At 67.1% G+C, this 23,384-nt stretch carries 24 protein-coding genes and 1 tRNA gene; 13 read left to right on the top strand and 12 right to left on the bottom strand.

Translation table 11 applies throughout. The features are described from left to right. Window positions 1-576: 576 nt before the first annotated feature. Window positions 577-915, top strand: a complete 339-nt coding sequence (locus tag IG65_RS0121375) for a GNAT family N-acetyltransferase (RefSeq protein ID WP_030516716.1) — start codon at window positions 577-579, stop codon at window positions 913-915. A gap of 24 nt (window positions 916-939) precedes the next feature. Here the strand turns inward: IG65_RS0121375 and IG65_RS0121370 are convergent, their stop codons facing one another. Continuing rightward, window positions 940-1,563, bottom strand: coding sequence for a TetR/AcrR family transcriptional regulator (locus tag IG65_RS0121370; RefSeq protein ID WP_081879642.1), 624 nt, complete (start codon window positions 1,561-1,563; stop codon window positions 940-942). A gap of 78 nt (window positions 1,564-1,641) precedes the next feature. On the opposite strand from IG65_RS0121370, the gene IG65_RS0121365 reads away from it, so the two are divergent. Together IG65_RS0121365 and IG65_RS0121360 are read left to right on the top strand one after the other, a co-directional pair. Then, entirely contained in the window at window positions 1,642-2,649 is a 1,008-nt protein-coding gene (locus tag IG65_RS0121365) for a GlxA family transcriptional regulator (RefSeq protein ID WP_036525364.1), read from the top strand. A 109-nt stretch (window positions 2,650-2,758) separates the two neighbouring features. Next, window positions 2,759-3,724, top strand: coding sequence for an alpha/beta hydrolase (locus IG65_RS0121360; RefSeq protein ID WP_030516713.1), 966 nt, complete (start codon window positions 2,759-2,761; stop codon window positions 3,722-3,724). Between the two features lie 51 nt (window positions 3,725-3,775). Here IG65_RS0121360 and IG65_RS0121355 read toward each other — a convergent pair. Continuing rightward, window positions 3,776-3,858: transfer RNA gene (locus IG65_RS0121355), tRNA-Leu, on the bottom strand. 279 nt (window positions 3,859-4,137) lie between these two features. On the opposite strand from IG65_RS0121355, the gene IG65_RS0121350 reads away from it, so the two are divergent. From IG65_RS0121350 to pknB, 7 genes are all read left to right on the top strand, one after another. After that, complete coding sequence (locus IG65_RS0121350; protein WP_030516712.1) at window positions 4,138-5,571, top strand: FhaA domain-containing protein; 1,434 nt, start codon at window positions 4,138-4,140, stop codon at window positions 5,569-5,571. Between the two features lie 186 nt (window positions 5,572-5,757). After that, window positions 5,758-6,225 (top strand): FHA domain-containing protein, encoded by a 468-nt coding sequence (locus tag IG65_RS0121345; protein ID WP_030516711.1) that lies wholly within the window; start codon window positions 5,758-5,760, stop codon window positions 6,223-6,225. Continuing rightward, window positions 6,222-7,709, top strand: coding sequence for a PP2C family serine/threonine-protein phosphatase (locus tag IG65_RS0121340; protein ID WP_030516710.1), 1,488 nt, complete (start codon window positions 6,222-6,224; stop codon window positions 7,707-7,709). Before IG65_RS0121345 ends, IG65_RS0121340 begins: the two co-directional genes overlap by 4 nt. Beyond that, window positions 7,709-9,193, top strand: a complete 1,485-nt coding sequence (locus IG65_RS0121335; protein ID WP_036525362.1) for an FtsW/RodA/SpoVE family cell cycle protein — start codon at window positions 7,709-7,711, stop codon at window positions 9,191-9,193. The genes IG65_RS0121340 and IG65_RS0121335 overlap by 1 nt, the downstream gene beginning before the upstream one ends. Continuing rightward, window positions 9,190-10,656: a penicillin-binding protein 2 gene (locus IG65_RS0121330; protein WP_030516708.1), complete on the top strand. Its 1,467-nt coding sequence runs from the start codon at window positions 9,190-9,192 to the stop codon at window positions 10,654-10,656. The genes IG65_RS0121335 and IG65_RS0121330 overlap by 4 nt, the downstream gene beginning before the upstream one ends. An 82-nt stretch (window positions 10,657-10,738) precedes the next feature. Beyond that, a complete protein-coding gene (locus IG65_RS0121325; RefSeq protein ID WP_030516707.1) occupies window positions 10,739-12,244 on the top strand; it encodes a protein kinase in 1,506 nt (501 codons plus the stop codon). After that, a complete protein-coding gene (pknB, locus tag IG65_RS0121320; RefSeq protein WP_030516706.1) occupies window positions 12,241-14,142 on the top strand; it encodes a Stk1 family PASTA domain-containing Ser/Thr kinase in 1,902 nt (633 codons plus the stop codon). The genes IG65_RS0121325 and pknB overlap by 4 nt, the downstream gene beginning before the upstream one ends. 13 nt (window positions 14,143-14,155) lie before the next feature. On the opposite strand, the gene IG65_RS0121315 is transcribed toward pknB, so the two are convergent. The 3 genes from IG65_RS0121315 to IG65_RS0121305 all read right to left on the bottom strand — a co-directional run bounded on the left by IG65_RS0121315 (window position 14,156) and on the right by IG65_RS0121305 (window position 16,103). After that, complete coding sequence (locus IG65_RS0121315) at window positions 14,156-14,662, bottom strand: deaminase (protein ID WP_231509332.1); 507 nt, start codon at window positions 14,660-14,662, stop codon at window positions 14,156-14,158. Next, window positions 14,659-15,372 carry a dihydrofolate reductase family protein gene (locus tag IG65_RS0121310; RefSeq protein WP_030516704.1) on the bottom strand — a complete coding sequence of 238 codons (714 nt, stop codon included), beginning with the start codon at window positions 15,370-15,372 and terminating at the stop codon, window positions 14,659-14,661. Before IG65_RS0121310 ends, IG65_RS0121315 begins: the two co-directional genes overlap by 4 nt. Before the next feature lie 92 nt (window positions 15,373-15,464). After that, the gene (locus IG65_RS0121305) at window positions 15,465-16,103 is read right to left on the bottom strand and encodes an aminodeoxychorismate/anthranilate synthase component II (RefSeq protein ID WP_030516703.1); all 639 of its coding nucleotides are present in this window, start codon (window positions 16,101-16,103) and stop codon (window positions 15,465-15,467) included. A gap of 82 nt (window positions 16,104-16,185) precedes the next feature. Here IG65_RS0121305 and crgA point away from each other — a divergent pair, with 82 nt between their 5' ends. Together crgA and IG65_RS0121295 are read left to right on the top strand one after the other, a co-directional pair. Then, a complete protein-coding gene (crgA, locus tag IG65_RS0121300; RefSeq protein ID WP_030516702.1) occupies window positions 16,186-16,449 on the top strand; it encodes a cell division protein CrgA in 264 nt (87 codons plus the stop codon). A gap of 123 nt (window positions 16,450-16,572) precedes the next feature. Next, entirely contained in the window at window positions 16,573-17,091 is a 519-nt protein-coding gene (locus IG65_RS0121295) for a PH domain-containing protein (protein ID WP_081879641.1), read from the top strand. Between the two features lie 39 nt (window positions 17,092-17,130). Here IG65_RS0121295 and IG65_RS0121290 read toward each other — a convergent pair whose 3' ends face one another. The 7 genes from IG65_RS0121290 to IG65_RS0121260 form a co-directional block, all read right to left on the bottom strand. Next, window positions 17,131-18,000: a rhomboid family intramembrane serine protease gene (locus IG65_RS0121290; protein WP_030516700.1), complete on the bottom strand. Its 870-nt coding sequence runs from the start codon at window positions 17,998-18,000 to the stop codon at window positions 17,131-17,133. 14 nt (window positions 18,001-18,014) lie between these two features. Continuing rightward, the gene (locus IG65_RS0121285) at window positions 18,015-18,542 is read right to left on the bottom strand and encodes a peptidylprolyl isomerase (protein ID WP_030516699.1); all 528 of its coding nucleotides are present in this window, start codon (window positions 18,540-18,542) and stop codon (window positions 18,015-18,017) included. Between the two features lie 45 nt (window positions 18,543-18,587). After that, window positions 18,588-18,803: a hypothetical protein gene (locus IG65_RS34975; RefSeq protein WP_036525358.1), complete on the bottom strand. Its 216-nt coding sequence runs from the start codon at window positions 18,801-18,803 to the stop codon at window positions 18,588-18,590. A 53-nt stretch (window positions 18,804-18,856) separates the two neighbouring features. After that, window positions 18,857-19,699, bottom strand: a complete 843-nt coding sequence (locus IG65_RS0121275) for an ABC transporter permease (RefSeq protein ID WP_081879640.1) — start codon at window positions 19,697-19,699, stop codon at window positions 18,857-18,859. Then, window positions 19,696-20,700 (bottom strand): daunorubicin resistance protein DrrA family ABC transporter ATP-binding protein, encoded by a 1,005-nt coding sequence (locus tag IG65_RS0121270; RefSeq protein WP_030516697.1) that lies wholly within the window; start codon window positions 20,698-20,700, stop codon window positions 19,696-19,698. The genes IG65_RS0121275 and IG65_RS0121270 overlap by 4 nt, the downstream gene beginning before the upstream one ends. Window positions 20,701-21,414: 714 nt before the next feature. After that, on the bottom strand, window positions 21,415-22,422 hold the full coding sequence (locus IG65_RS0121265; protein WP_030516696.1) for an adenylate/guanylate cyclase domain-containing protein: 1,008 nt from the start codon (window positions 22,420-22,422) through the stop codon (window positions 21,415-21,417). 86 nt (window positions 22,423-22,508) lie between these two features. After that, window positions 22,509-22,922 carry a hypothetical protein gene (locus tag IG65_RS0121260; protein WP_030516695.1) on the bottom strand — a complete coding sequence of 138 codons (414 nt, stop codon included), beginning with the start codon at window positions 22,920-22,922 and terminating at the stop codon, window positions 22,509-22,511. A gap of 206 nt (window positions 22,923-23,128) precedes the next feature. On the opposite strand from IG65_RS0121260, the gene IG65_RS0121255 reads away from it, so the two are divergent. After that, a complete protein-coding gene (locus IG65_RS0121255) occupies window positions 23,129-23,359 on the top strand; it encodes a hypothetical protein (RefSeq protein ID WP_030516694.1) in 231 nt (76 codons plus the stop codon). The last annotated feature ends 25 nt before the right edge of the window (window positions 23,360-23,384 follow it).

Raw genomic sequence — 23,384 nt, 5'->3', positions numbered from 1 at the left:
CTACACAATCGTTATCCCTGCGCAACCTCCTGCACACTCCGTCTGCCCGGCCGTAACCGAGCCGAAACCCACAGTCCGACAGCATCTCCGGAGACCATTCGCAAATACCTGGCGGGCGGTCGGAAATAACGGTCCCACGCATACCGCAACGCTCCGGTAGCCGGGATTTTTCTGCTAATTCGGCCGTTACTCGCGGTGCCGGATACCCGGACCGCGATGATTCTCCGGCGCGTCGCCTGTTGCTCACCCGTTCGTCATCACTGCAGGTCAGGGACTCAATCCACCTGCGGCCGACCAGCTATACCCACCTCTCTCGGCCAGCAAACAAACTTCAAGTTTGTTACTGCCGGAGTTTCCAAGTCTGCTGTCAGGTAATTCTCAGATGGTTGCGTATGCGCTTCCATTGAATTGCACAGTTATTTCGACAGCGAACTCGAACGACATTTTTTCACCGGTGATATCCGAAGCGAATAACGACCGGTCAACCGCCGAAAGTGCGGCGAAGATCACACCGGCACGCGCGCCCTCGCTCGAACCTGCGGGTATCCGACCTGCCGGACCGCGATACTGAGACCCATGACCGCCGAACAGCAACCCACCCCGGTCGTCACGCAGGCCGCGGAACGGTTCGAAATCAGCGTGGACGATCGGCTCGCCGGATTCACCGAATACCTCGACCACGACGGGCAGCGGATCTTCTACCACACCGAAATCGACTCCGACTTCGCCGGACGCGGCCTGGCCGGCGCCCTGGTCTCACAGGCACTGGACCGTACCCGCGAGGCCGGTCTGCGGATCGTGCCGATCTGCCCGTTCGTGGCCGGCTACATCCAGAAGCACGAGGAATTCGCCGACATCACCGACGCTGTCACGCAGGACGCCGTCGACTACGTGCGCACGCAGCGAGGCCGCTGACAAACGTCCCCGGAAACGATGCCGTCAGCGCACCCGGTTCGCGACCGGAACGTTCCACGCCTCGGGCAGATTGCGACTCGACACCTCGGCGATATCGCGCAATCGCCCGAGGGGAGTTCCCAAGCGGCTCAATTGGATAAGGCCCTGCGCGGTCATCACCACGGTGGCGCTGTAGGCGGCCAGGGTCGCCGCGTCGAGTTCGGCGCCGGATTCCTCGGCGGCGCGGCGTAGCCGCTCGGCGACACTGCGTTCCATGGCGGCGGTGGTCCGATTCCCGATGCTGATCACCTCGGGCAGCCGCGAGCCGAGCTGGGCGATGCTGTTGAGCATCAGGCAACCACGCCGGTCGGGCTGCGAGACGCAGTCGTCGATGATCGCCTCGAACAGTGCGCGCACGGCCGCGTGCGCCGAACCGGGAGCCGAGGTCACCACCTCCCGGACCAGGCGGGCGCGGCCCTCGCAATAGCGTTCGAAGGCCGCGAGGAACAGTCCGCGCTTGCTGCGGTAGGCGGCGTAGATGCTGCCGTTTCCGATGCCACTGGCCCGCGAGACGTCCTCGACCGACGTCTGCTCGAAACCCTGCGACCAGAACAGTTCGGTGGCGGCGTCGAGCAAGGCCGATTCATCGAACTGTCGTGGCCTCCCCATGGCGCCCACCGTATCAATCCCACTGCGACCCCGGCCACAAAGCTTGTTCTGGAGGCGTGACTCCAGAATGATGGCGGGATGGCCCTCGAACTTGCTCAACTACCGCGTCGGCGGGTAGGAATTCTGGTCTTCGACGGCGTCAAGATGCTCGACTTCACCGGTCCCGCGGAAGTGTTCGTCGAGGCCAACCAAGCCTGCCCCGGATACGAGGTCGTGCTGGTGTCGGCGGACGGCGGCAGCGTGCAGACCTCGATCGGCGCCCGGATCGAATGCGCTGTCGCGGCAGCCGACGCGGGCGCCTTCGACACCGTCGTGATTCCGGGCAGTGAGCTGCCGCCCTCGAAATTCGTCACACCCGAACTGCTCGCGGCGGCGCGGCGACTGTCGTGGAACACCCGGCGTCTGGCATCGGTGTGCAGCGGCGCGTTCGTCCTCGCCGAACTGGGCCTGTTCGACGGACGCCGGGCCACCACGCACTGGAAGTTCGCCGCCCATCTGGCCCGGCGCTATCCCGCGATCGACGTGGCCGCCGACGACATCTACGTGCGTGACGGAAACCTCTACAGCTCGGCCGGAGTGACCGCCGGGGTCGACCTGGCGCTGGCGATGGTCGAGGAGGATTTCGGCCCCGACATCGCGCGCCGGATCGCCCAGCTCATGGTGGTGTACATGCAGCGCGCGGGTGGGCAGTCGCAGTTCTCGGCCTCGCTGTCGGGGCCGGCGCCGCGCAGCCCGCTGGTGCGCAAGGCCGTCGACCTCGTCTGCGCGAATCCGGCCTTCCCCCATACCGTTCGGACGCTGGCGGCACACGCCAACGTCAGTCCGCGCCATCTGACCAGACTGTTCCGCGCCGAATTGGAGCGCTCCCCCGCCGAGTACGTCGCCTTCATCCGCTTCGGGGTCGCCCGCGACATGCTGCATGCCGGCTTCGGAGTGACCGAGGCGGCGATGGCCGCGGGCTACGGCAGCAGTGAGGCGATGCGCCGCGCGTTCGTCGCCCGGCTCGGGATATCGCCCAGTAAATATCAGCGCCGGTTCCGATCGACCGGTTCCGGCGAGACACCCTTGGTCGCCGCCGTGTCTTGATCCGGTGTTTTCGCGTCCCGTAGCGAGGGGCGCGCCGCCCTCCCACCAGCGGAAACTGGTCGGGCGCCGCGTTGTTCGCAGCCGCACACCCGCTGAAAGGAAAAACCCGATGACCGGAAATCCGCTGGGCGTCTCCCTCGAGCCGGCCGCGCAGGAGTTCGTCGACGCGACCTCCCAGCCGCCGTTCCTCTATCAGCTGCCGCCCGAGGAGGGCCGCAAAGCCGTTGATTCGGTGCAGGATTCGCCGATCGAGAAGCCGGCGATCGACGAGGAGTGGATCACCGTCGAGGGCGGGCCGACCGGGTCGGTGCGGGCCCGCATCGTCAAGCCGCGGGGTGTGACCGACATCCTGCCCGTCATCGTCTACACCCACGGCGCGGGCTGGGTGTTCGGCGATGCGCACACCCACGACCGGCTGGTACGCGATCTCGCCGTGGGCGTGCACGCGGCCGTCGTCTTCCCCGAATACGACCGCTCCCCCGAGGTGCGCTACCCGGTGGCCAACGAGCAGTCCTACCGCGTCGCGCAATGGGTGTGCTCGAACGGCGCCGAGAAGGGGCTCGACACCACCCGCATCGCGATCGCCGGCGATTCGGTGGGCGGCAATATGGCCATCGCGCTGACCCTGATGGCCAAGGAGCGGGGCGACGTCTCGTTCGTCCAGCAGGTGCTGTTCTATCCCGTCACCGACGCCAACTTCGATACGCCTTCCTACGAGCGGTTCGCCGAAGGCTACTTCCTGACTCGGGAAGGGATGCGGTGGTTCTGGGACCAGTACACGACCAGCGAAGCGGACCGCGCCCAGATCACGGCCTCGCCGCTGCGCGCCACCACCGAGCAGCTCGCCGGGCTGCCGCCGGCGCTGGTGATCACCGGTGAGGCCGACGTCCTGCGCGACGAGGGCGAGGCCTTCGCCGCCAAACTCCGTGACGCCGGCGTCCCCGTCGTCCAGACCCGCTACGGCGGCATCATCCACGATTTCGTCATGGTCAACTCCATGCACGACACCAACGCCGCGAAAGCAGCCGTCGCCCAGGCGGTTTCGGTGCTGCGGGCGGCCCTGTACCCGGCCTGACACACAAAAAGAAGAGCCGCAGATCGAATCCGATCTGCGGCTCTTCCTCTGTGGGCGAAGGGGGACTTGAACCCCCACGTCCCGAAGGACACTGGCACCTGAAGCCAGCGCGTCTGCCATTCCGCCACTCGCCCGAGCGACTGGAAGACAGTATCACGCGCTCGGTTCGGGCACGAAATCGCCTGCTCACGAGGGTTGCGGACGAGTATTTTCGGGTAATGGGAACCGTGGGTGGACGGTCGTGAGTTACAGGGGTGGAGGATCGTGGATATCATGCAGTGACCGTGTCCGTTCGACGACACGCCCTATCGGCATGTCGTGTCGCGGGATCGTGACGCCCGGACGACACAGACGATCAGCTGACGTAGACATACAGCGTAGGCAACGAGGGCGGGCATCGAAGGGAGGCCGGTATGGGCATCGTCTCGCGTTTCGAGCGACGTCTGCAGGGCGCCGTCGGTGACGCCTTCGCCAGGGTCTTCGGCGGCAGCGTCGTTCCCCAGGAGGTGGAAGCGGCGCTGCAGCGCGAGGCCTCGGATCGCCTGAGCGAACTCGACGGCGGGCATCTGCTCGCCCCGAACGTCTACATCATCACGGTCAACCCCACGGACCTGCAGGAACTCGACGCAGACCACGAGTTGACCACCCGCGCGTTCGCCAAGCATTTACAGGACTACATCCGCGATCAGGGGTGGCAGACCTACGGTGAAGTGCACGTCGAATTCGAGACATCCCCTACGCTGCACACCGGACAGTTCAGGACGCACGGCCGGGTCGACCCGGATGCGGGCCGCCGGAACCCCCCGGCGCCGCGCCGGCCGCCCGATCGACCTGGACGACCCCCACAACGACCCGCACACCCGCAACCAGGAGCTGGCCCCATGACGCAGAACTCAGGCTACGACCCCAGCCGAGAGCCCGCGGAGTCCGATCCACGCAACCGCGGGTACGCACCCCCGCCGGGGGGCCGCCCCGCGCCGCAATATCAGGACGACTACGGCCGGGGTGGCCAGTATCCCGGTGCCGGTGAGTACGCCGCGCCGGAATCGCAGCCTGCCTACGGCGACTATCAGCAGGGCGGCGGCGACTACCAGAACGGCTACGACTACCAGCAGGGCGGCGCGGCCTACGGTCAGCCGGGCTACGAGCAGGGCAGCTACGACCAGAGCAGTTACGACCAGGGTTACGGCCAGCAGGCCTACGCCGACCAGGGGTACGGCCAGCAGCAGGCGTACGAACAGGGCGGCTACGAGCAGAGCGGCTACGACCAGGGTTACGGCCAGCAGGGCTACGCCGACCAGGGGTACGGGCAACAGCAGGGCTACCCGGAGCAGAACTACGGTCAGCAGCCGGGCTACGGCCAGGCCCCCGGATACGACCAGGGTTATCAGGCTCAGGCCGGCTACGGCCAGCAGGGCTACGCCGACCCCGGCTATGCCGATCAGGGGTACGCGGACCAGGGCGGTTACGGCGCCGAGGATCAGGCCTACGGACAGCAGCCGGCCTACGGACAGCAGGGCGGCTACGCAGCGGCTCCGCAGCCGGCGCGCGGCGGGTCCGGCTATTCGGCCACCCTGCACCTCGACGACGGCAGCGGCCGCACGTACCAGCTACGCGAGGGCAGCAACATCATCGGGCGTGGCCAGGACGCCCATTTCCGGCTTCCCGACACCGGGGTGTCCCGCCGCCACATCGAGGTGCGCTGGGACGGTCAGGTCGCGATGCTCTCGGATCTCGGTTCCACCAACGGGACGCTGGTCAACGGCTCGCCCGTCCAGGATTGGCAGCTCGCCGACGGAGATGTGATCCGGGCCGGGCATTCCGAGATCCTGATCCGAATCGTCTGATCCCGTAAGCTCGCCGGTGCAGGTCACGATGGGGCGCGAAAACCGCTCGCCCGTATCGTGATCGCAACCGGTCATCGGCCCTATTATGCTGCCAACATTCGCTCGGCAGCCGGGCCGTGCTGACCAGCACGCCGGTTGGGGGACGAAACGCCACTACGGGACCGGTCGAACAGGAGGTGGAGCGCCGTGCAGGGACTGATCCTGCAGTTGACCCGTGCGGGGTTCCTCTTGTTGTTGTGGCTGTTCGTGTGGGCGGTGCTTCGCACCTTGCGCAGCGACATCTACGCGGCATCAGGCATTCGGATCCAGCCCCGACCCACCCGAGGTTCGGTGGTGCTGCCATCCTTCAGCCGTGGCCAGAAGGGCGCCAAGTATCTAGTGGTGACTCAGGGTTCACTCGCCGGCACTCGGATCACGCTCGGCACCCAACCGGTGCTCATCGGGCGTGCAGACGACTCCACGCTGGTACTGACCGACGACTACGCCTCGACCCGGCATGCACGGTTATCGCCGCGCGGCGAGGACTGGTACGTCGAAGACTTAGGATCGACCAACGGGACCTACCTCGATCGAGCGAAGGTCACCACCCCCGTCCGAGTTCCGCTCGGCACCCCTGTCCGTGTCGGTAAGACTGTGATCGAGCTGCGATCGTGACTCAAGTTCTCCGCTACGCAGCGCGTAGCGACCGTGGTCTCGTCCGGGCGAACAACGAGGACTCCGTCTATGCCGGTGCACGCCTGCTGGCGCTCGCCGACGGCATGGGCGGGCACGCCGCCGGTGAGGTGGCCTCGCAGTTGATGATCGCCGCGCTGGCTCATCTCGACGACGACGAGCCCGGCGACGATCTGCTCGGCAAACTCGACCGGGCGATTCGCGAAGGCAACGCCGCGATCGCCGACCAGGTCGAGGAGGAACCCGAACTCGACGGTATGGGCACCACGCTCACCACCATCCTGTTCGCGGGCAAGAAGCTCGGCCTCGCCCATATCGGCGACTCCCGGGCCTATCTGCTCCGCAACGGCGAGCTCGCCCAGATCACCCGCGACGACACCTTCGTCCAGTCGCTGGTCGACGAGGGCCGGATCACCCCGGAGCAGGCCCACACCCATCCGCAGCGGTCACTGATCATGCGGGCACTCACCGGAAACGAGATCGAGCCGACGCTCATCGTCCGGGAAGCCCGCGCCGGTGACCGCTATCTGCTGTGTTCGGACGGCCTGTCCGACGTGGTGAGCGACGAGACCATCGCGAACACCCTGCGCGAGGGCAATACCGACGAGGCGGCCGACCGGCTCATCGAATTGGCCCTGCGCAGCGGCGGTCCCGACAATGTGACCGTCGTCGTCGCCGATGTGATCGATCTCGACTACGGCCAGAGCCACCCCATCGTGGCGGGTGCGGCCTCCGGTGAGGACGAGGACACGCCGCCGCCCAACACCGCCGCCGGGCGTGCCGCCGCCATGCGTCCCCCGCGAGCGGCACCTCGCCGGGCCGCGGTCGCGGCTGAACCGCCCGAGCCGCGCAAGAGTCACAAGGGCCGCTGGATCGCGCTGGCCGTCGCCCTGGTCGTGGCCGTCGTGGTCGGACTCGTGGTGGGCTACAAGATGATTCGCAGCAACTACTACGTGGGCGCCGACAACGGCAACGTGGTGATCATGCGCGGTCTGCCCGGCTCGGTCCTCGGCTATTCGATTCAGGATGTGGACCAGCTGGTCTGCGTCGACTCGCACAACAAGGTCACCCTCATGCGCCCCGGCGCCGGGTTCCCCAGCGGGTGTAAGCAGCTGGCCGTGGCCGATCTGCAGCAGACCGGCCGCGACAAGGTCAACAACGGCCTGCTGCCGCCGGGTGGATTCGACTCCACCCGCGGTCAGCTGGAGAAGCTGGCCGCCACCGATCTGCTGCCCGTCTGCGTCAAGCCGGCGCCGCCGGTCGCCCCGCCGCCGCCCGCCGAGGGCAGCACCGCGGCCCCGGGCAGCCCGGCTCCCGCCACGCCCGCACCCTCCCCCGCGCCCAACACCCCGGGTACGGCCGCGCCGAACCCGACCAATGCCCCCGCCCATTCCGAGCAGCCGGCACCCACCACCGCGGCGCCGGCCCCTCAGACTCCGGGGGAGAACTGCAGGAAGGCGGACTGATGTCCGCACCGGCACCGCCGTCCGCTGGAGCGTTCCCCAGTCCACCGGGCGGGTTCGCTCCCGCGCCGCCACCCTCGACCCGCCGCAACGTCGAACTGTTGCTGCTGGGTTTCGCGGTGGTCATCACCACGGTTGCGCTGGTGCTGGTGGAGGCCAGTCAGGATCAGGAAATCACCTGGGATCTGGCCAAATTGGGTTTCGCCTATCTGGCGCTGTTCGGTGTCGCCCATCTGGCGGTGCGGCGGTTCGCCCCGTTCGCCGATCCGCTGCTGTTGCCGATCGCGGCGCTGCTCAACGGACTCGGTCTGGTGTTGATCCATCGCCTGGATCTCGCCGACGAGCAGACCGCGATCCACAATTCGTGGTCGATCCCCTCCCCCGACGCCAATCAACAGGTGCTGTGGACAGCGCTGGGGATCACCCTGTTCATCGCGGTGCTGGTGCTGCTGCGCGACTACCGCACCCTGGCCCGCTACGGCTATACGCTCGGTCTGCTCGGCCTGGTGGCGCTGATGATCCCGGCGCTGCTGCCCGGGAGGTTCTCCGAAACCAACGGCGCCAAGATCTGGATCCGGTTACCGGGTTTCAGTGTGCAGCCGGGTGAGTTCGCGAAGATCCTGCTGATCATCTTCTTCGCCTCGGTGCTGGTCGCCAAGCGCGATCTGTTCACCGCGGCCGGGCGCCACGTCCTGGGGATGGAGTTGCCGCGACCGCGCGACCTCGGCCCGATTCTGCTGGTATGGGCGGCCTGCCTGGTCGTGTTGTTCTTCGAGAAGGACCTCGGCACCTCGCTGCTGATCTTCGCGACCGTGCTGGCCATGCTCTACATCGCGACCGAACGGGTGGGCTGGCTGATCGTCGGCGCCGGACTGCTCGCGCTCGGATTTTTCCTCGCCTACAACGCCTTCGGCCACGTGCGGGTGCGGGTGTCGACGTGGTTGCACCCGTTCGACGACTACAACAACACCGGTTACCAGATCTCGCAATCGCTGTTCGGTCTCGCGACCGGCGGCCTGGCCGGAACCGGACTCGGCAGCGGACGGCCCTCGCAGGTGCCGTTCGCCAAGACCGACTTCATCGTCGCCACCATCGGTGAGGAGCTGGGTCTGATCGGGCTCACCGCGATGCTGATGCTGTTCGCCGTCTTCGTGGTGCGCGGCCTGCGCACGGCACTGGCGGTCCGCGACAGTTTCGGCAAGCTGCTCGCCGCCGGATTGGCGTTCACCATCGCCATTCAGGTATTCGTGGTGGTGGGTGGCGTCACCAAACTGATTCCCCTGACCGGACTCACCACCCCCTTCGTGTCCTACGGCGGCTCCTCGCTGCTCGCGAACTACGCCCTGCTGGCGTTGCTGGTCAAGATCTCCGACGCCGCTCGTGCGCCGGCGCCGGCTCGCCGCCGGGAAGCCGCGCCGATCGCCGAAGCGCAGACCGAGATGATCCGCGCCGAGACGCCCCGACCCGAGAAGGGAGAGCCGGCATGAACACCCCGCTCCGCCGGGTCGCGATGGCCGTCATGGTGATGATCGTCGCGCTGCTGGTCAACGCGACCTACGTCCAGGTGATCAAGGCCGACAGCCTGCGCAACGACCCGCGCAACTCCCGGGTCCTGCTCGACGAGTACAGCCGCCAGCGTGGTCAGATCTCGGCGGGCGGCACGGTGCTCGCCAGTTCGGTGGCCACCGACGACCGCTACAAGTATCTGCGCACGTATCCCACCGACCCCTCCGCCTACGCCCCGGTGACCGGCTTCTATTCGATGCAGTACGGCAGCACCGGTTTGGAGCGTTCCGAGGATTCCGTGCTCAACGGGTCCGACAGCGCGCTGTTCGGCCGCCGCCTGATCGATATGATCTCCGGACGCGATCCGCGCGGCGGCAATGTGGTGACCACCATCAATCCGATGATGCAGAAGGTCGCCTACGACCAGCTCACCAGCAAGGGTTACACCGGTTCGGTGGTGGCCATCGAACCGAGTACCGGCCGCATCCTGACCATGGTGTCGACACCGAGCTACGACCCCAACCAGCTGTCCACGCACGACGGCGCGCGTGCCACCCAGGCCTGGGAATCGCTGAGCGCGGACCCTGGTCAGCCGATGTTGAATCGTGCGGTGTCGCAGACATATCCGCCCGGTTCGACGTTCAAGGTCGTCGTCGCCGCGGCCGCGCTGTCGATGGGGATCAAGCCGGAGGACGCGTTCACCGCGGCGCCGAACATCACCCTGCCCGGTACGAACACCACGCTGGAGAACTACAACGGCACCCCGTGTGGCGGCGGTGCGACCGCGACCATGCACGACGCGTTCCGGCTCTCGTGCAACACCGCCTTCGCCGAGATCGGCATGAAGGTGGGTGCGGCCAAACTCAAGGACGAGGCCGCGGCCTTCGGCATCGGCCCGCATTCGGGCATTCCGATTCCGGTGGCCGACAGCACGGTCGGGCCGATTCCGGACAACGCGGCGCTCGCGCAGACCAGCATCGGACAACGAGACGTGGCTCTCACCCCGCTCGACGATGCGGTGATCGCGGCTACCGTAGCCAATGGCGGTGTGCGGATGGAACCGCATCTGGTCGACCGGACCCAGGGTCCCGACCTGCGCGATCTGTCCACCACCAAACCGGTGTCGGTCGGGCAGGCGATCAGCGCCCCGGTGGCCAGCCAGCTGACCGGACTGATGATCGATTCGGAGAAGGCCACGGCCGGGGGCACCCAGCCGCGGCCGTACCAGATCGCTTCCAAGACGGGCACCGCCGAACACGGCAGCGACCCGCGCAACACCCCGCCGCACGCCTGGTACATCGCGTTCGCGCCGGCCCAGAACCCGAAGATCGCGATCGCGGTCATCGTGGAGAACGGCGGCGACCGTGCCCTGGCGGCGACCGGTGGATCGGTGGCGGCGCCGGTGGCACGGGCGGTGCTGGATGCCGGATTGCAGGGGGGCTGAGAACAATGAGTAAGCGAGGACCAGGACCCCAGGTGGATACGCAACAACGTCGTGATCGGCGAACCTACCGACGGGGGCGGCCATGCTGAACAACGGTGCCCTGATCGCCGATCGGTATCGGCTGCAACGTCTGATCGCCACGGGCGGTATGGGCCAGGTGTGGGAGGCATTGGACACCCGCCTGGACCGCCGGGTCGCGGTGAAGGTCCTCAAGGCCGAATTCTCTGCGGATCCGACGTTCCGGCATCGGTTCAAGACCGAGGCCAAGACCACCGCCCAGCTCAACCACCCCGGTATCGCAGGCGTCTACGACTACGGCGAGACCTACGATCCGCAGGGTGGTGAAACCGCCTATCTGGTGATGGAGCTGGTCCAGGGCGAACCGCTGAACGCGGTGCTGAACCGGCTCGGCCGGCTCTCGGTCGGCCAGGGGCTGGACATGCTGGAACAGACCAGCCGCGCCCTCGAGGTCGCCCATGCCGCGGGCGTCGTCCACCGCGACGTGAAGCCCGGCAATATCCTGGTCACCCCCACCGGCCAGGTGAAGATCACCGACTTCGGCATCGCGAAGGCAGTCGACGCCTCACCGGTGACCAAGACCGGCATGGTGATGGGCACCGCCCAGTACATCGCCCCCGAGCAGGCCACCGGAGAGGACGCCACCTCGGCCAGCGATGTGTACTCGCTCGGCGTCGTCGGCTACGAGGCGCTGTCGGGCCATCGGCCGTTCACCGGCGACGGTGCCCTGACGGTGGCGATGAAGCATGTGCGCGAGGCGCCCCCGCCGATGCCGGCCGATCTGCCGCCGAACGTGCGCGAGCTGATCGACATCACGATGACCAAGGATCCGACGCGCCGCTATCACAGCGGCGGCGAATTCGCCGATGCCGTGGCCGCGGTCCGGGCGGGTCGCCGCCCACCGCCGCCGCGCGGAGGTGCGGTGCCGCAGACCGGTGCGACTCGCGTACTCCCGCCCGGTCCGACCGCGGTGATCCCGCGCAACGACTACGACGGCGCGACCGTCCGCTACCCGGCCGCCGAACCCGCCCGGGTGGGCGCGGCGGCGGGTTCGACGGCCATGATGCCGGGTCCCGGCGGCCCGGACGAGGACGGCGGGAAGTCGGGATTCACCACCGGTCAGAAGGTGATGGCCGGGCTCGGCGCCGGCGCGGTGCTGCTCGGCGGCCTGGCCGCTTGGGTGCTGCTCAGCGGTAAGGCGCCGGATTCGACGGTGTCGCCGGTGAAGTCGACCACCTCCGTCGTCGCGCCCCCGCCGCCGACCACGGTATGGACGACGACCGAGGAGCCGACCACCACCACCCAACCGGCCCCGCCACCTGTGGTGACGACGACCCCCGAGCCGACCACGACGACGACACCCCCGCCCACCACGACCACCACGGCACCGCCGACGACCACCACCACCCGGGAGCGGCCGACCCGCACCACACGCCCCACAACACGCCCGTCCTACCCCTCGCTCGACCTACCATTGCCGGGGGCCGGCGATTCACTGCCAGGGGTCGGCGGTACGCACGAAGCCGACAGCAGTAGATACCCTGAAACCTCCTCACAAGGAATGCCATGACGACCCCGAAGGATCTGTCTTCTCGCTACGAACTGGGCGAGATCATCGGATTCGGCGGTATGTCGGAGGTACACAAGGCTCGTGACCTGCGGCTGGGTCGCGACGTGGCGATCAAGGTGCTGCGCGCCGACCTCGCTCGCGACCCCACGTTCTATCTGCGGTTCAAGCGCGAGGCGCAGAATGCGGCGGCGCTGAACCATCCGGCGATCGTCGCGGTGTACGACACCGGCGAGGCCGAGGTGGACGGCGGCCCGCTGCCCTACATCGTGATGGAGTACGTCGACGGCGAGACGCTGCGCGATATCGTGCGCGGTAAGGGCCCGCTGCCGCCGCGGCGGGCGATGGAGATCATCGCCGATGTCTGTGCCGCACTGGATTTCAGCCACAAGAACGGCATCGTGCATCGCGACATGAAGCCGGCCAACATCATGATCAACCGCCAGGGTGCGGTGAAGGTGATGGACTTCGGCATCGCGCGCGCCATCGCCGACAGCTCGAATCCGATGACCCAGACCGCCGCGGTGATCGGCACCGCGCAGTATTTGTCACCGGAACAGGCCCGCGGCGAGCAGGTCGACGCCCGGTCCGATGTGTACTCCGTCGGCTGCGTGCTGTACGAAATCCTCACGGGGCAGCCACCTTTCACCGGCGACTCGCCGGTCGCCGTCGCCTACCAGCATGTCCGCGAGGATCCGAAGCTGCCGTCGTTGGTTCATCCCGGCGTACCGCGCGAACTCGATTCGGTCATCCTCAAGGCGATGAGCAAGAATCCGGCCAACCGGTATCAGTCCGCGGCCGAGATGCGCGCCGATCTGATCCGGGTGCTGGGCGGCCAGAAGCCGCAGGCCCCGATGGTGATGACCGAGGAGGACCGCACCACCTTCCTCGGCAGTATGGATCCCGAACCGCGCAGTTACCGCACGGTCGAACGCAACGACGGCGACGACGAGCCGGAACCCGAATCCGAGGGATCCAGACGCAAGTTGTGGATCGGCATCGGCGCGGCCGCGGTGGTCGCCGTACTGGTCGCGCTGTTCTGGGTGTTGATCGGTCCGGGCAGCCGGCCCGATCAGGTCGCGATCCCCGATCTGGCCAACAGACCCGCCCAGGAAGCCCAGAGCGATCTGGAGAAGCTGGGCTTCGACGTCGCCATCCAGCAGAAACCCGACGGCAAGGTCGCCAGCGGCAATGTGGTCGCGACGCAGCCGCTCGGCGGCGCTCGGGTGGACAAGGGGTCCACGGTGACCCTGCAGATTTCGACCGGACCGCAGCAGGTGCCGGTGCCACAGCTGACGAAACTCACTCAGCAGCAGGCCGAGCAGAATTTGAACGCGGCCGGGCTGCTGCTGGATCCACAGATCCAGCGGGGCGCCTCCAGCCCGGAGGACAAGGACAAGGTGATCGCCGAATCCCCCGCCGCCGGCACCAAGATCGATGCTGGTTCCAAGGTGACGATCACCCTCGGCAAGGGTCCGGACCAGGTTCGCGTGCCCGATGTGGTGGGTCAGTCGATCGATGTGGCCGAACCGAACCTGGCCGACAGCGCTGGGTTCAAGGTCGTGATCCAGAAGGTCAGCTCGTCGCGGCCCGCCGGTGAGGTGTTGTCCACCGATCCGGCCGGCGGCTCCATGGCCGACAAGGGTTCGACCATCACGGTCCAGGTCTCCAGCGACCAGATCACCATGCCGTCGCTGACCGGCCTCACCCCGTCGCAAGCCGTGGACAAACTGCGCTCGGTGGGCTGGACCGGCGGCGTGGGCCAGATCAGCCAGAGCACGCAGGGCACATTCGACGCGAGCAATGTCGGCCGGGTGATCGATCAGCAGCCCCGACCGGGTTCATCGGTGGCGCGCAACGCGACCATCACGATCGTCACGGGAGTGCTGGGACCGCCCTGATCCGGGCCGGCGATCACAGCGCGAGGTGGCGATTCATCGACATGGCTTCTTCGGCCAGGTCGGGAAGTTCGACCACCTCGACGCCGTGTTCGCGCAGGTTCTCCACGCCGACACAGTTCTCCACGAAGGTGCGCGGTTCCCGCCACGCGATGACGACGCGCGGAATTCCGGCGGCCAGGATGCGGTCGGCACACGGTGCGCGGCCGACCGAGGCCCGGGTGGAACACGGCTCGAGCGTGCTGTAGATAGTGGCCTGAGCGAGCCGAGGGTCGGCGCCGAGTTTGTTCAGCGCCGATTCCTCGGCGTGCACCTTCGCGTCGGTCTCGCGGGAGTAACCGTGCGCGAGTTCCACGCCGTCCGGGCCGACGATCACCGCGCCGACCGAGAAAGCGGTCGCACTCGGCGGGCACAGCCGGGCCAGGCCGATCGCGTGATGCATCCAGAATCGGTGCGCCCCCGGCCGGCCGGGGACACGGCTGGCCGACTCGACCGACTCCCACGCATCGGATTCGGTCGTCACTGTGAGTGTTCCATCGTCGGCGAACTCCCATCGGACGGTGTCTGCTTCGGCAGATAACGCAGCACTGCGATATCGCCGAGACGAGTGATATCCACCAAAGCCATTCTGCGCCGAGAACCCCCGGGAAAGTCGGCAGGATGCAGAAATTTCGGGGCCCCGCTGTCCCCGACCAGCACCGGGGCGACCGCCATCAGTAGTTCGTCGGCCAGATCCGCCGCGAGAAACGCGGTGTGGATGCGGCCGCCGCCCTCGACCATCAGGCGGCCGATCCCGCGCTCGCCCAGATCGTCGAGCAGCGCGCCGAAATCGACGGAGTTGCCGAGGGCGACGACCTCGGCGCGGCCTGCGAGCCGATCGCCCAGCCGCGCGCGCCCGGCCGTGGTCGTATAGACCAGTCGCTCCCCACCCTGTTTCCACAGCCGCTGTCCGGGGTCGAGTTCACCGCTCGCGGTGACGATGACGCGCACCGGGAATTCGGATTTTCCCGCCGCGATCCGAGCCTCGCGACGCCGCTCACTGCTCAGCGACAGCCGGGGATCGTCGCGCCGCAGGGTCTCGGCGCCGATCAGAATGGCGTCGGCCTCGGCACGCACCTGGTCGACGCGATCGAAATCCTCGGCATTGGACAGCAGCAGTCGTTGCGGGCCGGCGTCGTCGATATATCCGTCGACACTCGTGGCCACCGACAGCACGACATAGGGCCGGGCCATCAGCGCCGCCGGGTCACTACGACCGCACCGGGCTCATGCATGCGCAAACTCCTTGTCACGGTACGGCTTTCGCGTGCGGCGCTACGAGCCCGTCAGACCAGCGCGGCGACCTCGGCTTCGAGCGTCTCGACCAGGCCCTCGGCCGGCCGCTCTCCGCACACCTCGAGCCAGTTCGCCAGCATCCGGTGCCCGCCCTGGGTGAGCACCGATTCGGGATGGAATTGCACACCGTGAATCGGCAGGTCGCGATGCCGCATGGCCATCACGATGCCGCTCTCGGTCCGCCCGATCACCTCGATATCACCGGGCAAGGTGTCCTCGAGCACGGTCAGCGAGTGATAGCGGGTGGCGGTGAAGGGGTCGGGCAGCCCGGCCAGCACTCCGGAACCGATGTGGAAGACCGAACTCGTCTTGCCGTGCAGCAGCTCGGGGGCACGAGTCACGGTCGCGCCGAACGCCTCTCCGATCGCCTGATGTCCCAGGCACACCCCGAGCAGCGGAGTCCGGTTCCGGGCGCACGCGCGGACCAGTTCGATGCTCGCGCCGGCGCGGTCCGGTGTGCCCGGGCCCGGGCTGATCAACAGGCCGTCGAAATCGGCGGCAACGGCATCGGTGTCCTGCAGCCGGGAGTCGTCGTTGCGCCAGACGGTCGCCTCGGCACCCAGCTGGCCCAGGTATTGGACCAGGTTGAATACGAAGCTGTCGTAATTGTCGACGACCAGAACACGCATGGTTCGAGAGTACGTGGCGCCACCACCGATACGCAGCTGAGATAGCCTTTAGGCAGACCTGCACGCCGAATACGAGGACGTCATGCCCAAGTCGAAGGTCCGCAAGAAGACCGACTACACGATCAACCCGACCAGCCGCACCCCGGTGAAGGTGAAGGGCGGTCCGTCGCCGGTCTGGTACGTGGCGATCATGCTCGGCTTCATGCTGGCCGGCCTGGCATGGTTGCTGGTCTACTACCTGGGCGCCGACCACATCCAGTGGATGAGCGATCTGAACGCCTGGAACTTCCTCATCGGCTTCGGACTGATGGTCATCGGCCTGATCATGACGATGCGGTGGCGTTGATCGTGCTGTCGCACAGATGGCGTTGATCGCGCTGTCAGACGGGCGTTGATCCTTATTACACGTGTGTGATTCATGCACACCTGTGGATGACTCTGTGGACAACTCGAGGAGCAATTGGGGACCGTGAGCACACCACCCGAACACCCCGAGTCCGACCGCCCGGGATCCAGCCCGGAATTCGGCAGTTCCGAGTCGGCGCCCCGGCTCGAGTGGTCCACCCCCGCGCCCGCCTTGGCCGCGGTCACCCTCGGCGGAGTGGCGCTGGCCGTGGCCGCCGCGTTCGCCTCCGACGCACCGAGTCGGCTGTTGATCGGATTGGGTGCGGCACTGCTGCTGTGCATGGCCGGACTGGGCTTCCGTCAACGCCCGCGCCTGACCGTCGTGCCCGGGAAACCGGCCCACCTGGTGGTTCGTGGCCTGTTCGGCCCGGTCAGTTACGGACCCGAGCAGATTCTGCGGGCACGGGTCGTCGGTTTCCGACGGCTGGGCCGGAGCATCCCCAATCTGGAACTCGATGTCGACCACAAGGGTGAGGAACGGCTGGTGATCTTCGGCCGCTGGGACCTCGGTACCCATCCTCAGGACGTCCTGGACGTGCTGACCGTGCACGGTCTCGTTCCCGCCGATCCCCGCACCAGCTGACAACCGGGCGGGCCGCTGTCGAATCAGGCGGTCACGGAATCAGGCGAGAACCGCCGCACCCGCACCGATCAGTGCGAGCGCCAGGACGGCGAGTCCGGCTACCGCACCCCATCCGATCCATCGGATCGAATCCCGCGTGCGCGCCCGCAGCCATTCCGGCAGGAACAGGATGCCGGCGGCGGCGAGCGTGCCCGCCACCAATCCACCGAGGTGGCCCCACAGCGAGATGCCGGGCAGGGACACGCTGATGAGGAGGTTGATCGCGATCAACACCAGCATCTGCACCGGACTCTGCCGCAGCCGCAGCAGAATCACGGTCATCGCGCCGAACAGACCGTAGATGGCGCCGGAGGCACCAGCCGTGGCGGAATCGGTCGCCAGCCACATGACCGCCGCCGATCCACCGAGCAGCGACACCAGATAGATCGCGAGGAAGCGCGAACGTCCCAGCACGAGTTCGGTATCGCGGCCGAGAATGTAGAGCGCGAACATGTTGACCACGAGATGCAGCGGCCCGTAGTGCAGGAATCCGGAACCGAGGACGCGAATCCACTGCCCCTGGGCAACCCACTGCGGTGCGAGCACCCAGTCGTAGAACAGCCGCGACAGATGATTGTCGGTGACACTGTGCGCTTGACTCGCGGTGACGGCGAAGATCGCGACGTTGATCGCGATCAGCGCATAGGTGACATACGGCGTGCGGCGAGCGGTGGCGAACGGACCGCCGACGGTCGGCTGTACCGGCCGAATATCGGTGCGGCCCTGCGCGACACACTCCGCACAATGCTGTCCGACGGCGGCCGGTTGCAGACATTGGGGGCACGCCGGCCGCCCGCACCGCGTGCATGCCAGTCCGGTGGTGCGATCGGGATGGCGGTAGCAGGTCGGTGCGGGCGGTTGCGGATTCACGAAACTCCGATGGGTCAGCTCAGGGTGATGCTCGAGATGACGACCGGCTCCTTCGGCCGGTCGTTGCGGTCGGTCGCGGTGGTCGCGATGGCGTCGACGACCTTGCGCGAATCGGCGTCCACGACTTCGCCGAAGATGGTGTGGCGACGGTTCAGATGCGGCTGCGGACCGACGGTGATGAAGAACTGCGAACCGTTGGTGCCGGGTCCGGCGTTGGCCATGGCCAGCAGGTAGCCACGGTCGAAGCGCAGTTCGGGGTGGAATTCGTCGGCGAATTCGTATCCCGGCCCACCACGGCCGGTACCCGTCGGGTCACCGCCCTGAATCATGAAACCATCGATCACCCGGTGGAATACGCTGCCGTCGTAGAACGGTCCGGAGGTGCCGCCGCTGGCGTTCTTCGTCGTGTAGGCCGCGCTGCCGTCGGCCAGGCCGACGAAGTTGCGCACCGTCTTCGGGGCGTGGTTACCGAAGAGCGAGATCTTGATGTCGCCGAGGTTGGTGTGCAGGACGGCCACGGCGGTCTGATTCGGTGAGGTCACGCCGAATATCGTGCCATGTCGGCTGTCCGTACTCGCGGGGCGCGCCTAGCCGGTGTGCGCCGCGTCGTCGGTGGAGGCCGCCGTCTCGGGCGCGGTCGCTTCGCCCGCATATCCCAGCCGCGGCGGTTCGGCGGCCGGCTCCGGAAGCTGCGGGCGACGCGAGGCGGCCACCCATGCGGCACCGCCCGCGGCGGCGGCAACGCCCGCCGCGATGAGCCGATTACGCAACCGACCGGATTTCCGGGAACTCCCCAACTGCATGGCACCATGCTGTCACAGGCACGGGCCGCTCGCAGTAGCGCCAGGTGAGAGGCTCACCGGCTGACGGACCGCTTGAACTGACGCAGCGCCAGCGGCACGAAGATCGCCAGGATCGCCACCACCCAGATCAATGTCGTCGCCACCGGATGCTGCAGCGACCACACATCCGGCGTCGGATTCGTCGGACTCGTGTTGCCGAACAGATCGCGCGTCGCCTGCGTCACCGCCGATACCGGATTCCATTCCGCGACGACGCGCAGTGGCGTCGGCAGCACCTCGCTGGGCACGAAGGTGTTGGCGATGAAGGTCAGCGGGAAGATCACCATGAAACTGGCGTTGTTGAACACTTCCGGCGCCCGCACCAGCAAACCGACCACGGCCATGATCCAGGAAATCGCGTAGGCGAACAGCAACAGCAAGGCATAGGCGAGCACGGCCTCGAGGAAGGACCCGTGGATGCGCCAGCCGACGAGCAGACCGGTCACCGACATCACGACCAGGCTCACCACGTTGATGGCGACATCGGCCACGGTGCGCCCGACCAGCACCGCCGACGGTGCCATCGGCAGTGAGCGGAACCGGTCGATGATTCCGCGCTGCATATCCTCGGCCAGGCTGGTGCCGGTGAACGTGGCGCCGAAGACCGAGGTCTGGGCGAAGATGCCGGCGATCAGGAATTCGCGGTACGAAGTGCCCTGCACGCTGATCGCCGAGCCGAAGATGTAGGCGAACAACAGGACGAACATGATCGGCGACAGCGTCGAGAAGATCAGCACGTCGGGCACTCGTTTGATCTTGATGACATTGCGCTTGGCAATGGTCAGGCTGTCCCCGGCCACGGTGGCCGCGCGTTCGGCAAGGGTCGGTCTGCGGGTGTCGGCCGCGGCGGTGATCATCTGCTCTGTCCTTCCGTGGCTTGTTCGAGGGTCTGCGCGGCATCGGCCGGGTCGATGGAGTCGGCGGCCTCGTGCCCGGTCAGAGTTAGGAAGACGTCGTCGAGCGAGGGCCGTCGCAGGCCCACGTCCTGGATGCGCACCCGGTGCGCGGACAGCCGCTCGATGGTGTCGACCAGGGCCTGCGAGCCGTCGTCGACGGGAATGGTGAGCCGCCGCAACCCCGGTTCGACGTGGATATCGCCGACCGCCAGCCCGGCCAGTGCCTGCTGGGCGACGGCGAGCGCGTCGACATGCTCGACCGTCAACTCGATCCGATCTCCCCCGACCGTAGCTTTCAGCTCGTCGGCGGTGCCGCGCGCGATGACCGAGCCGTGATCGATCACCACGATGGTGTCGGCCAGCCGGTCCGCCTCCTCCATGTACTGCGTGGTCAGCAGGAGGCTGGTACCACCGGCGACGAGTTCCTCGATCACATCCCACAGGTCCATCCGGGCCCGTGGATCGAGCCCGGTGGTCGGCTCGTCCAGGAACAGCACCGGCGGATTCGCCACCAGGGCTCCGGCCAGGTCCAGCCGGCGCCGCATGCCGCCGGAGTAGCCCTTCACCGGCCGATCGGCCGCCTCACTGAGCCGGAAGCGATCGAGCAGTTCCCGGGCACGCTGTTTACTGCGCTGAATGCCCAGGTGGTACAGCCTCCCCACCATCTCCAAATTCTCGAAGCCGGTGAGATATTCATCCACGGCCGCGTACTGACCGGAGGCGCCGATGTGGGCGCGTAGCCGCTGCGGTTCGCGCAGCACATCGATACCGGCGACCGTGGCGCGGCCGGCATCGGGGGTGAGCAGTGTGGTGAGCACCCGGACCGTCGTGGTTTTCCCGGATCCGTTGGGGCCGAGCAGTGCGGTCACCGTCCCCTCGGGAACCGCTAGATCGAGCCCGTCGAGAGCGACGAGCCGACCGTACTTCTTGACCAAACCCTCGGCGATGATGGCGTCGGGCATGCTTTTCCCCTGCCGTTCGATGTGGATGTGAGGTTCGCTACTTGCCGTGCAGTATTGCCCACACCACCGACAAGTTCATCCGAATAAACCCATATCGGACATCGACCGAGCGGGGGAGCCCCGACCCGGGCAGAGGACGGAGGTGGTCGCATCCCGGGGATCCGGCGGTGCTCGGGGGTGCCGGCGGGATGCGACCGACTCGATACTCCCGCGCCCGGCCCCGAAGGTCGCGAGTAGCGCGCTACTCGAGTGCAGCCCGCACGGCTACCTGCCGTGGCGCTCACGGGGCCTCGAGGGTGTGAAAACGCCCACCGTCGTGCGCCGCCACACCCGCACAGCTACCGAATTCGACGCTCGCGAAGGCGGCCCGCCACGGCCGATCGTTTCACGTGGAACAAGTTTATTCCTTTGCGTTACAACGTAATTCACGAATGCCTCCCCGACGACTATCAACCCTCCGGCAAACCGGACGACGCGCCCCGCAACACGCCAGAGAAAAAAATTCCGAAACTAGCGCCCCTCATGCAGACACAAACGAGAATCGTCGCGTAGGATCAGTCACGTCGGCCCCTCCCCCCCGGGCCGACTACGCGGGCCTCGGCTAACTCCCCCCCTTCGCCGAGGCCCGCTTCCAATTCCGGGACTTTTCCGGTCGGCGTCTACGCCGCCTCCACCCTTGTGCGACAGCGTTTTCGGATCCGACGACAGATGCGGTCAGCTACCGTTCCGCCGCAGCACGTGCGAACCCAAACGGTTGATTCCGCGCACCCGCACAGTGCGCAGACGCCGCAGCGAGAACTCGGCTTCGTCCGCCAATTGTGTTGCCGCGCCGTCGTCCACCAGGACCGTGCCCGGCCGGGCGACCCCGGTCAGCCGCGCCGCTGTATTCACCACCGACCCGTAGAGATCACCGAAACGTTGCAACACTTGGCCATAAGCCAGCCCGACCCGCAGTTCAGGGGTGGTTCCGGCACTCGTCGTGGCCTCCTGGATCGCCAATGCGATCCGCGCGGCCGCCACCGCCGATTCGGCCGCGAACATCACCTCGTCGCCGACATTCTTGATGGTCCAGCCGCCGTTCGCGGTGATCGCGTTCGTGGTGACGGATTCGAACGACTCCAGCAGATCGTCCAGTTCGTCGGCTTCCAGATGCCGGGTCAGCCGGGTGTAGCCGACCATGTCCGCGAATCCGACGGCCAACTCCCGCAACGTTTCTCCGGTGCCGTCACCGGCCAGCGACCGCGTCAGCGCCGCCGCGAGATGACGCCGCCACGCGTAGGCCTGCAGTTGCTGCAGCGCCGATACCACCTCGGCGGTCGCCTCCCGGGCGACCTTGTCCTGGTCCACCGCGGGATCGCCCGCCGTGATCGAACGGATCCGGTCGGCGATCTCCTCCGCGACCAGATCGACCTGCCATTCCGCCAGCCGCGCCATCGACTGCCCGAGGGTGCGCGCGGCCGCCTGCTGCCGGCGCACATCGGCGCCGGCCAGCGCGTCGAGACTTCTGAAGTTCCGGACCGCGTTCACATCGCCGTCGGTGAATTCGACCGCGGCGTCGTCCTCATGAGCCGGGAATCCGAGCGAAACCCACAGCCGCCGCGACAGATCGGCCGGTACGCCCGACAGTTCCGCGACCTCGACCCGGTTGTAGCGGCGAGATCCCTCCAGTAGATAGGGCTCGACAACCGACTGAACCAGCTTCGACAGCTCCGGAGAGGTCATAATTCCGACGATACGGATCCCGCCGAGGCCGGGCCGCCGGCTGATGATTCGTCACAGCCGGTTGTCACAGCCCGGCGAAGCGGGGGTCAGACGCGGTCCGGGCCGGGCTGCCAGGTGGCGACCGCCCAGATGACCACGACATTCAACGCGATCACCAGGATCGACCATGCCGGGTAGTAGGGCAGCCACAGGAAGTTCGCGAGGATGGACAACGCCGCCAACGTGATTGCCACGATCCGGCCCCACGTGGTGCCGGCCATGAGACCGAGGGCGGCGATGACCAGCAGGATCCCCAGCACGATGTGGATCCATCCCCAGGTCGTGGTGTCGAACTGGTAGACGTAGTCGATGCCCACGACGAAAAGGTTGTCGTTGGCGACCGCCGAAATTCCTTCCAGGATCGAGAGCACACCGACGGTGATCAGCAGGATCGCCGCGCCGATCGATGTTCCGGCGGCGATGCCCTGACGTACGGGATGCTCCTGCGGGGTTGTGGTCATGGCAGAACTCCTTCCCAGCCGAGAGGTCTTCCCCTGAATGTGCCCAGCGCGGTGCGCAATGGCTTCACCCGTGACGGGTGAGTGTCGGACGCCGTCGCCCCGCAGGACCGGTTCGCGGCCGGATCTCGAGCTCATCCCGGGCGGATGAGGCGACTACCAGCGGTTGTGCCCGAGCCTGGAGACGCGCGTGCACCCCGGCCGAGGAGGTGAGTTGGTCGTTGTCGATCCGCTATCAGTTCGTCATCGATGGTGAATTGTCCGAACGGGCGCTGGCCGCATTTCCGGAATTGAGCCGCAGTGACCATTCCTCGGCGGGGACGACCACACTGTTCGGCACCCTCTCCGACACCACGGCCATGCGTGGCGTGCTGGCACGCATCGATTCGCTCGGCCTGACACTGCTGGGGATGGCGCAACTTCCCGACTCCGCCGGCTGAACTCGTCGGCTGGGGTCGTCGGGTG

The sequence above is a fragment of the Nocardia sp. NRRL WC-3656 genome, from assembly GCF_000720265.1.
GTDB lineage: Bacteria > Actinomycetota > Actinomycetes > Mycobacteriales > Mycobacteriaceae > Nocardia > Nocardia nova.
Note: the sequence above shows the minus strand (reverse complement) of the source record. Positions and strands in the feature narration are given on the sequence as shown.

Bases quoted from the DNA above. Each gene is read 5' to 3' on its own strand.
- crgA (WP_030516702.1), top strand. From the start codon at position 16,186: ATGCCCAAGTCGAAGGTCCGCAAGAAGACCGACTACACGATCAACCCG.
- IG65_RS0121270 (WP_030516697.1), bottom strand. From the start codon at position 20,700: ATGCCCGACGCCATCATCGCCGAGGGTTTGGTCAAGAAGTACGGTCGG.
- IG65_RS34975 (WP_036525358.1), bottom strand. From the start codon at position 18,803: ATGCAGTTGGGGAGTTCCCGGAAATCCGGTCGGTTGCGTAATCGGCTC.
- IG65_RS0121305 (WP_030516703.1), bottom strand. From the start codon at position 16,103: ATGCGTGTTCTGGTCGTCGACAATTACGACAGCTTCGTATTCAACCTG.
- pknB (WP_030516706.1), top strand. From the start codon at position 12,241: ATGACGACCCCGAAGGATCTGTCTTCTCGCTACGAACTGGGCGAGATC.
- IG65_RS0121265 (WP_030516696.1), bottom strand. From the start codon at position 22,422: ATGACCTCTCCGGAGCTGTCGAAGCTGGTTCAGTCGGTTGTCGAGCCC.
- IG65_RS0121275 (WP_081879640.1), bottom strand. From the start codon at position 19,699: ATGATCACCGCCGCGGCCGACACCCGCAGACCGACCCTTGCCGAACGC.
- IG65_RS0121360 (WP_030516713.1), top strand. From the start codon at position 2,759: ATGACCGGAAATCCGCTGGGCGTCTCCCTCGAGCCGGCCGCGCAGGAG.
- IG65_RS0121375 (WP_030516716.1), top strand. From the start codon at position 577: ATGACCGCCGAACAGCAACCCACCCCGGTCGTCACGCAGGCCGCGGAA.
- IG65_RS0121350 (WP_030516712.1), top strand. From the start codon at position 4,138: ATGGGCATCGTCTCGCGTTTCGAGCGACGTCTGCAGGGCGCCGTCGGT.
- IG65_RS0121335 (WP_036525362.1), top strand. From the start codon at position 7,709: ATGTCCGCACCGGCACCGCCGTCCGCTGGAGCGTTCCCCAGTCCACCG.
- IG65_RS0121365 (WP_036525364.1), top strand. From the start codon at position 1,642: ATGGCCCTCGAACTTGCTCAACTACCGCGTCGGCGGGTAGGAATTCTG.
- IG65_RS0121330 (WP_030516708.1), top strand. From the start codon at position 9,190: ATGAACACCCCGCTCCGCCGGGTCGCGATGGCCGTCATGGTGATGATC.
- IG65_RS0121325 (WP_030516707.1), top strand. From the start codon at position 10,739: ATGCTGAACAACGGTGCCCTGATCGCCGATCGGTATCGGCTGCAACGT.
- IG65_RS0121370 (WP_081879642.1), bottom strand. From the start codon at position 1,563: ATGGGGAGGCCACGACAGTTCGATGAATCGGCCTTGCTCGACGCCGCC.
- IG65_RS0121310 (WP_030516704.1), bottom strand. From the start codon at position 15,372: ATGGCCCGGCCCTATGTCGTGCTGTCGGTGGCCACGAGTGTCGACGGA.
- IG65_RS0121260 (WP_030516695.1), bottom strand. From the start codon at position 22,922: ATGACCACAACCCCGCAGGAGCATCCCGTACGTCAGGGCATCGCCGCC.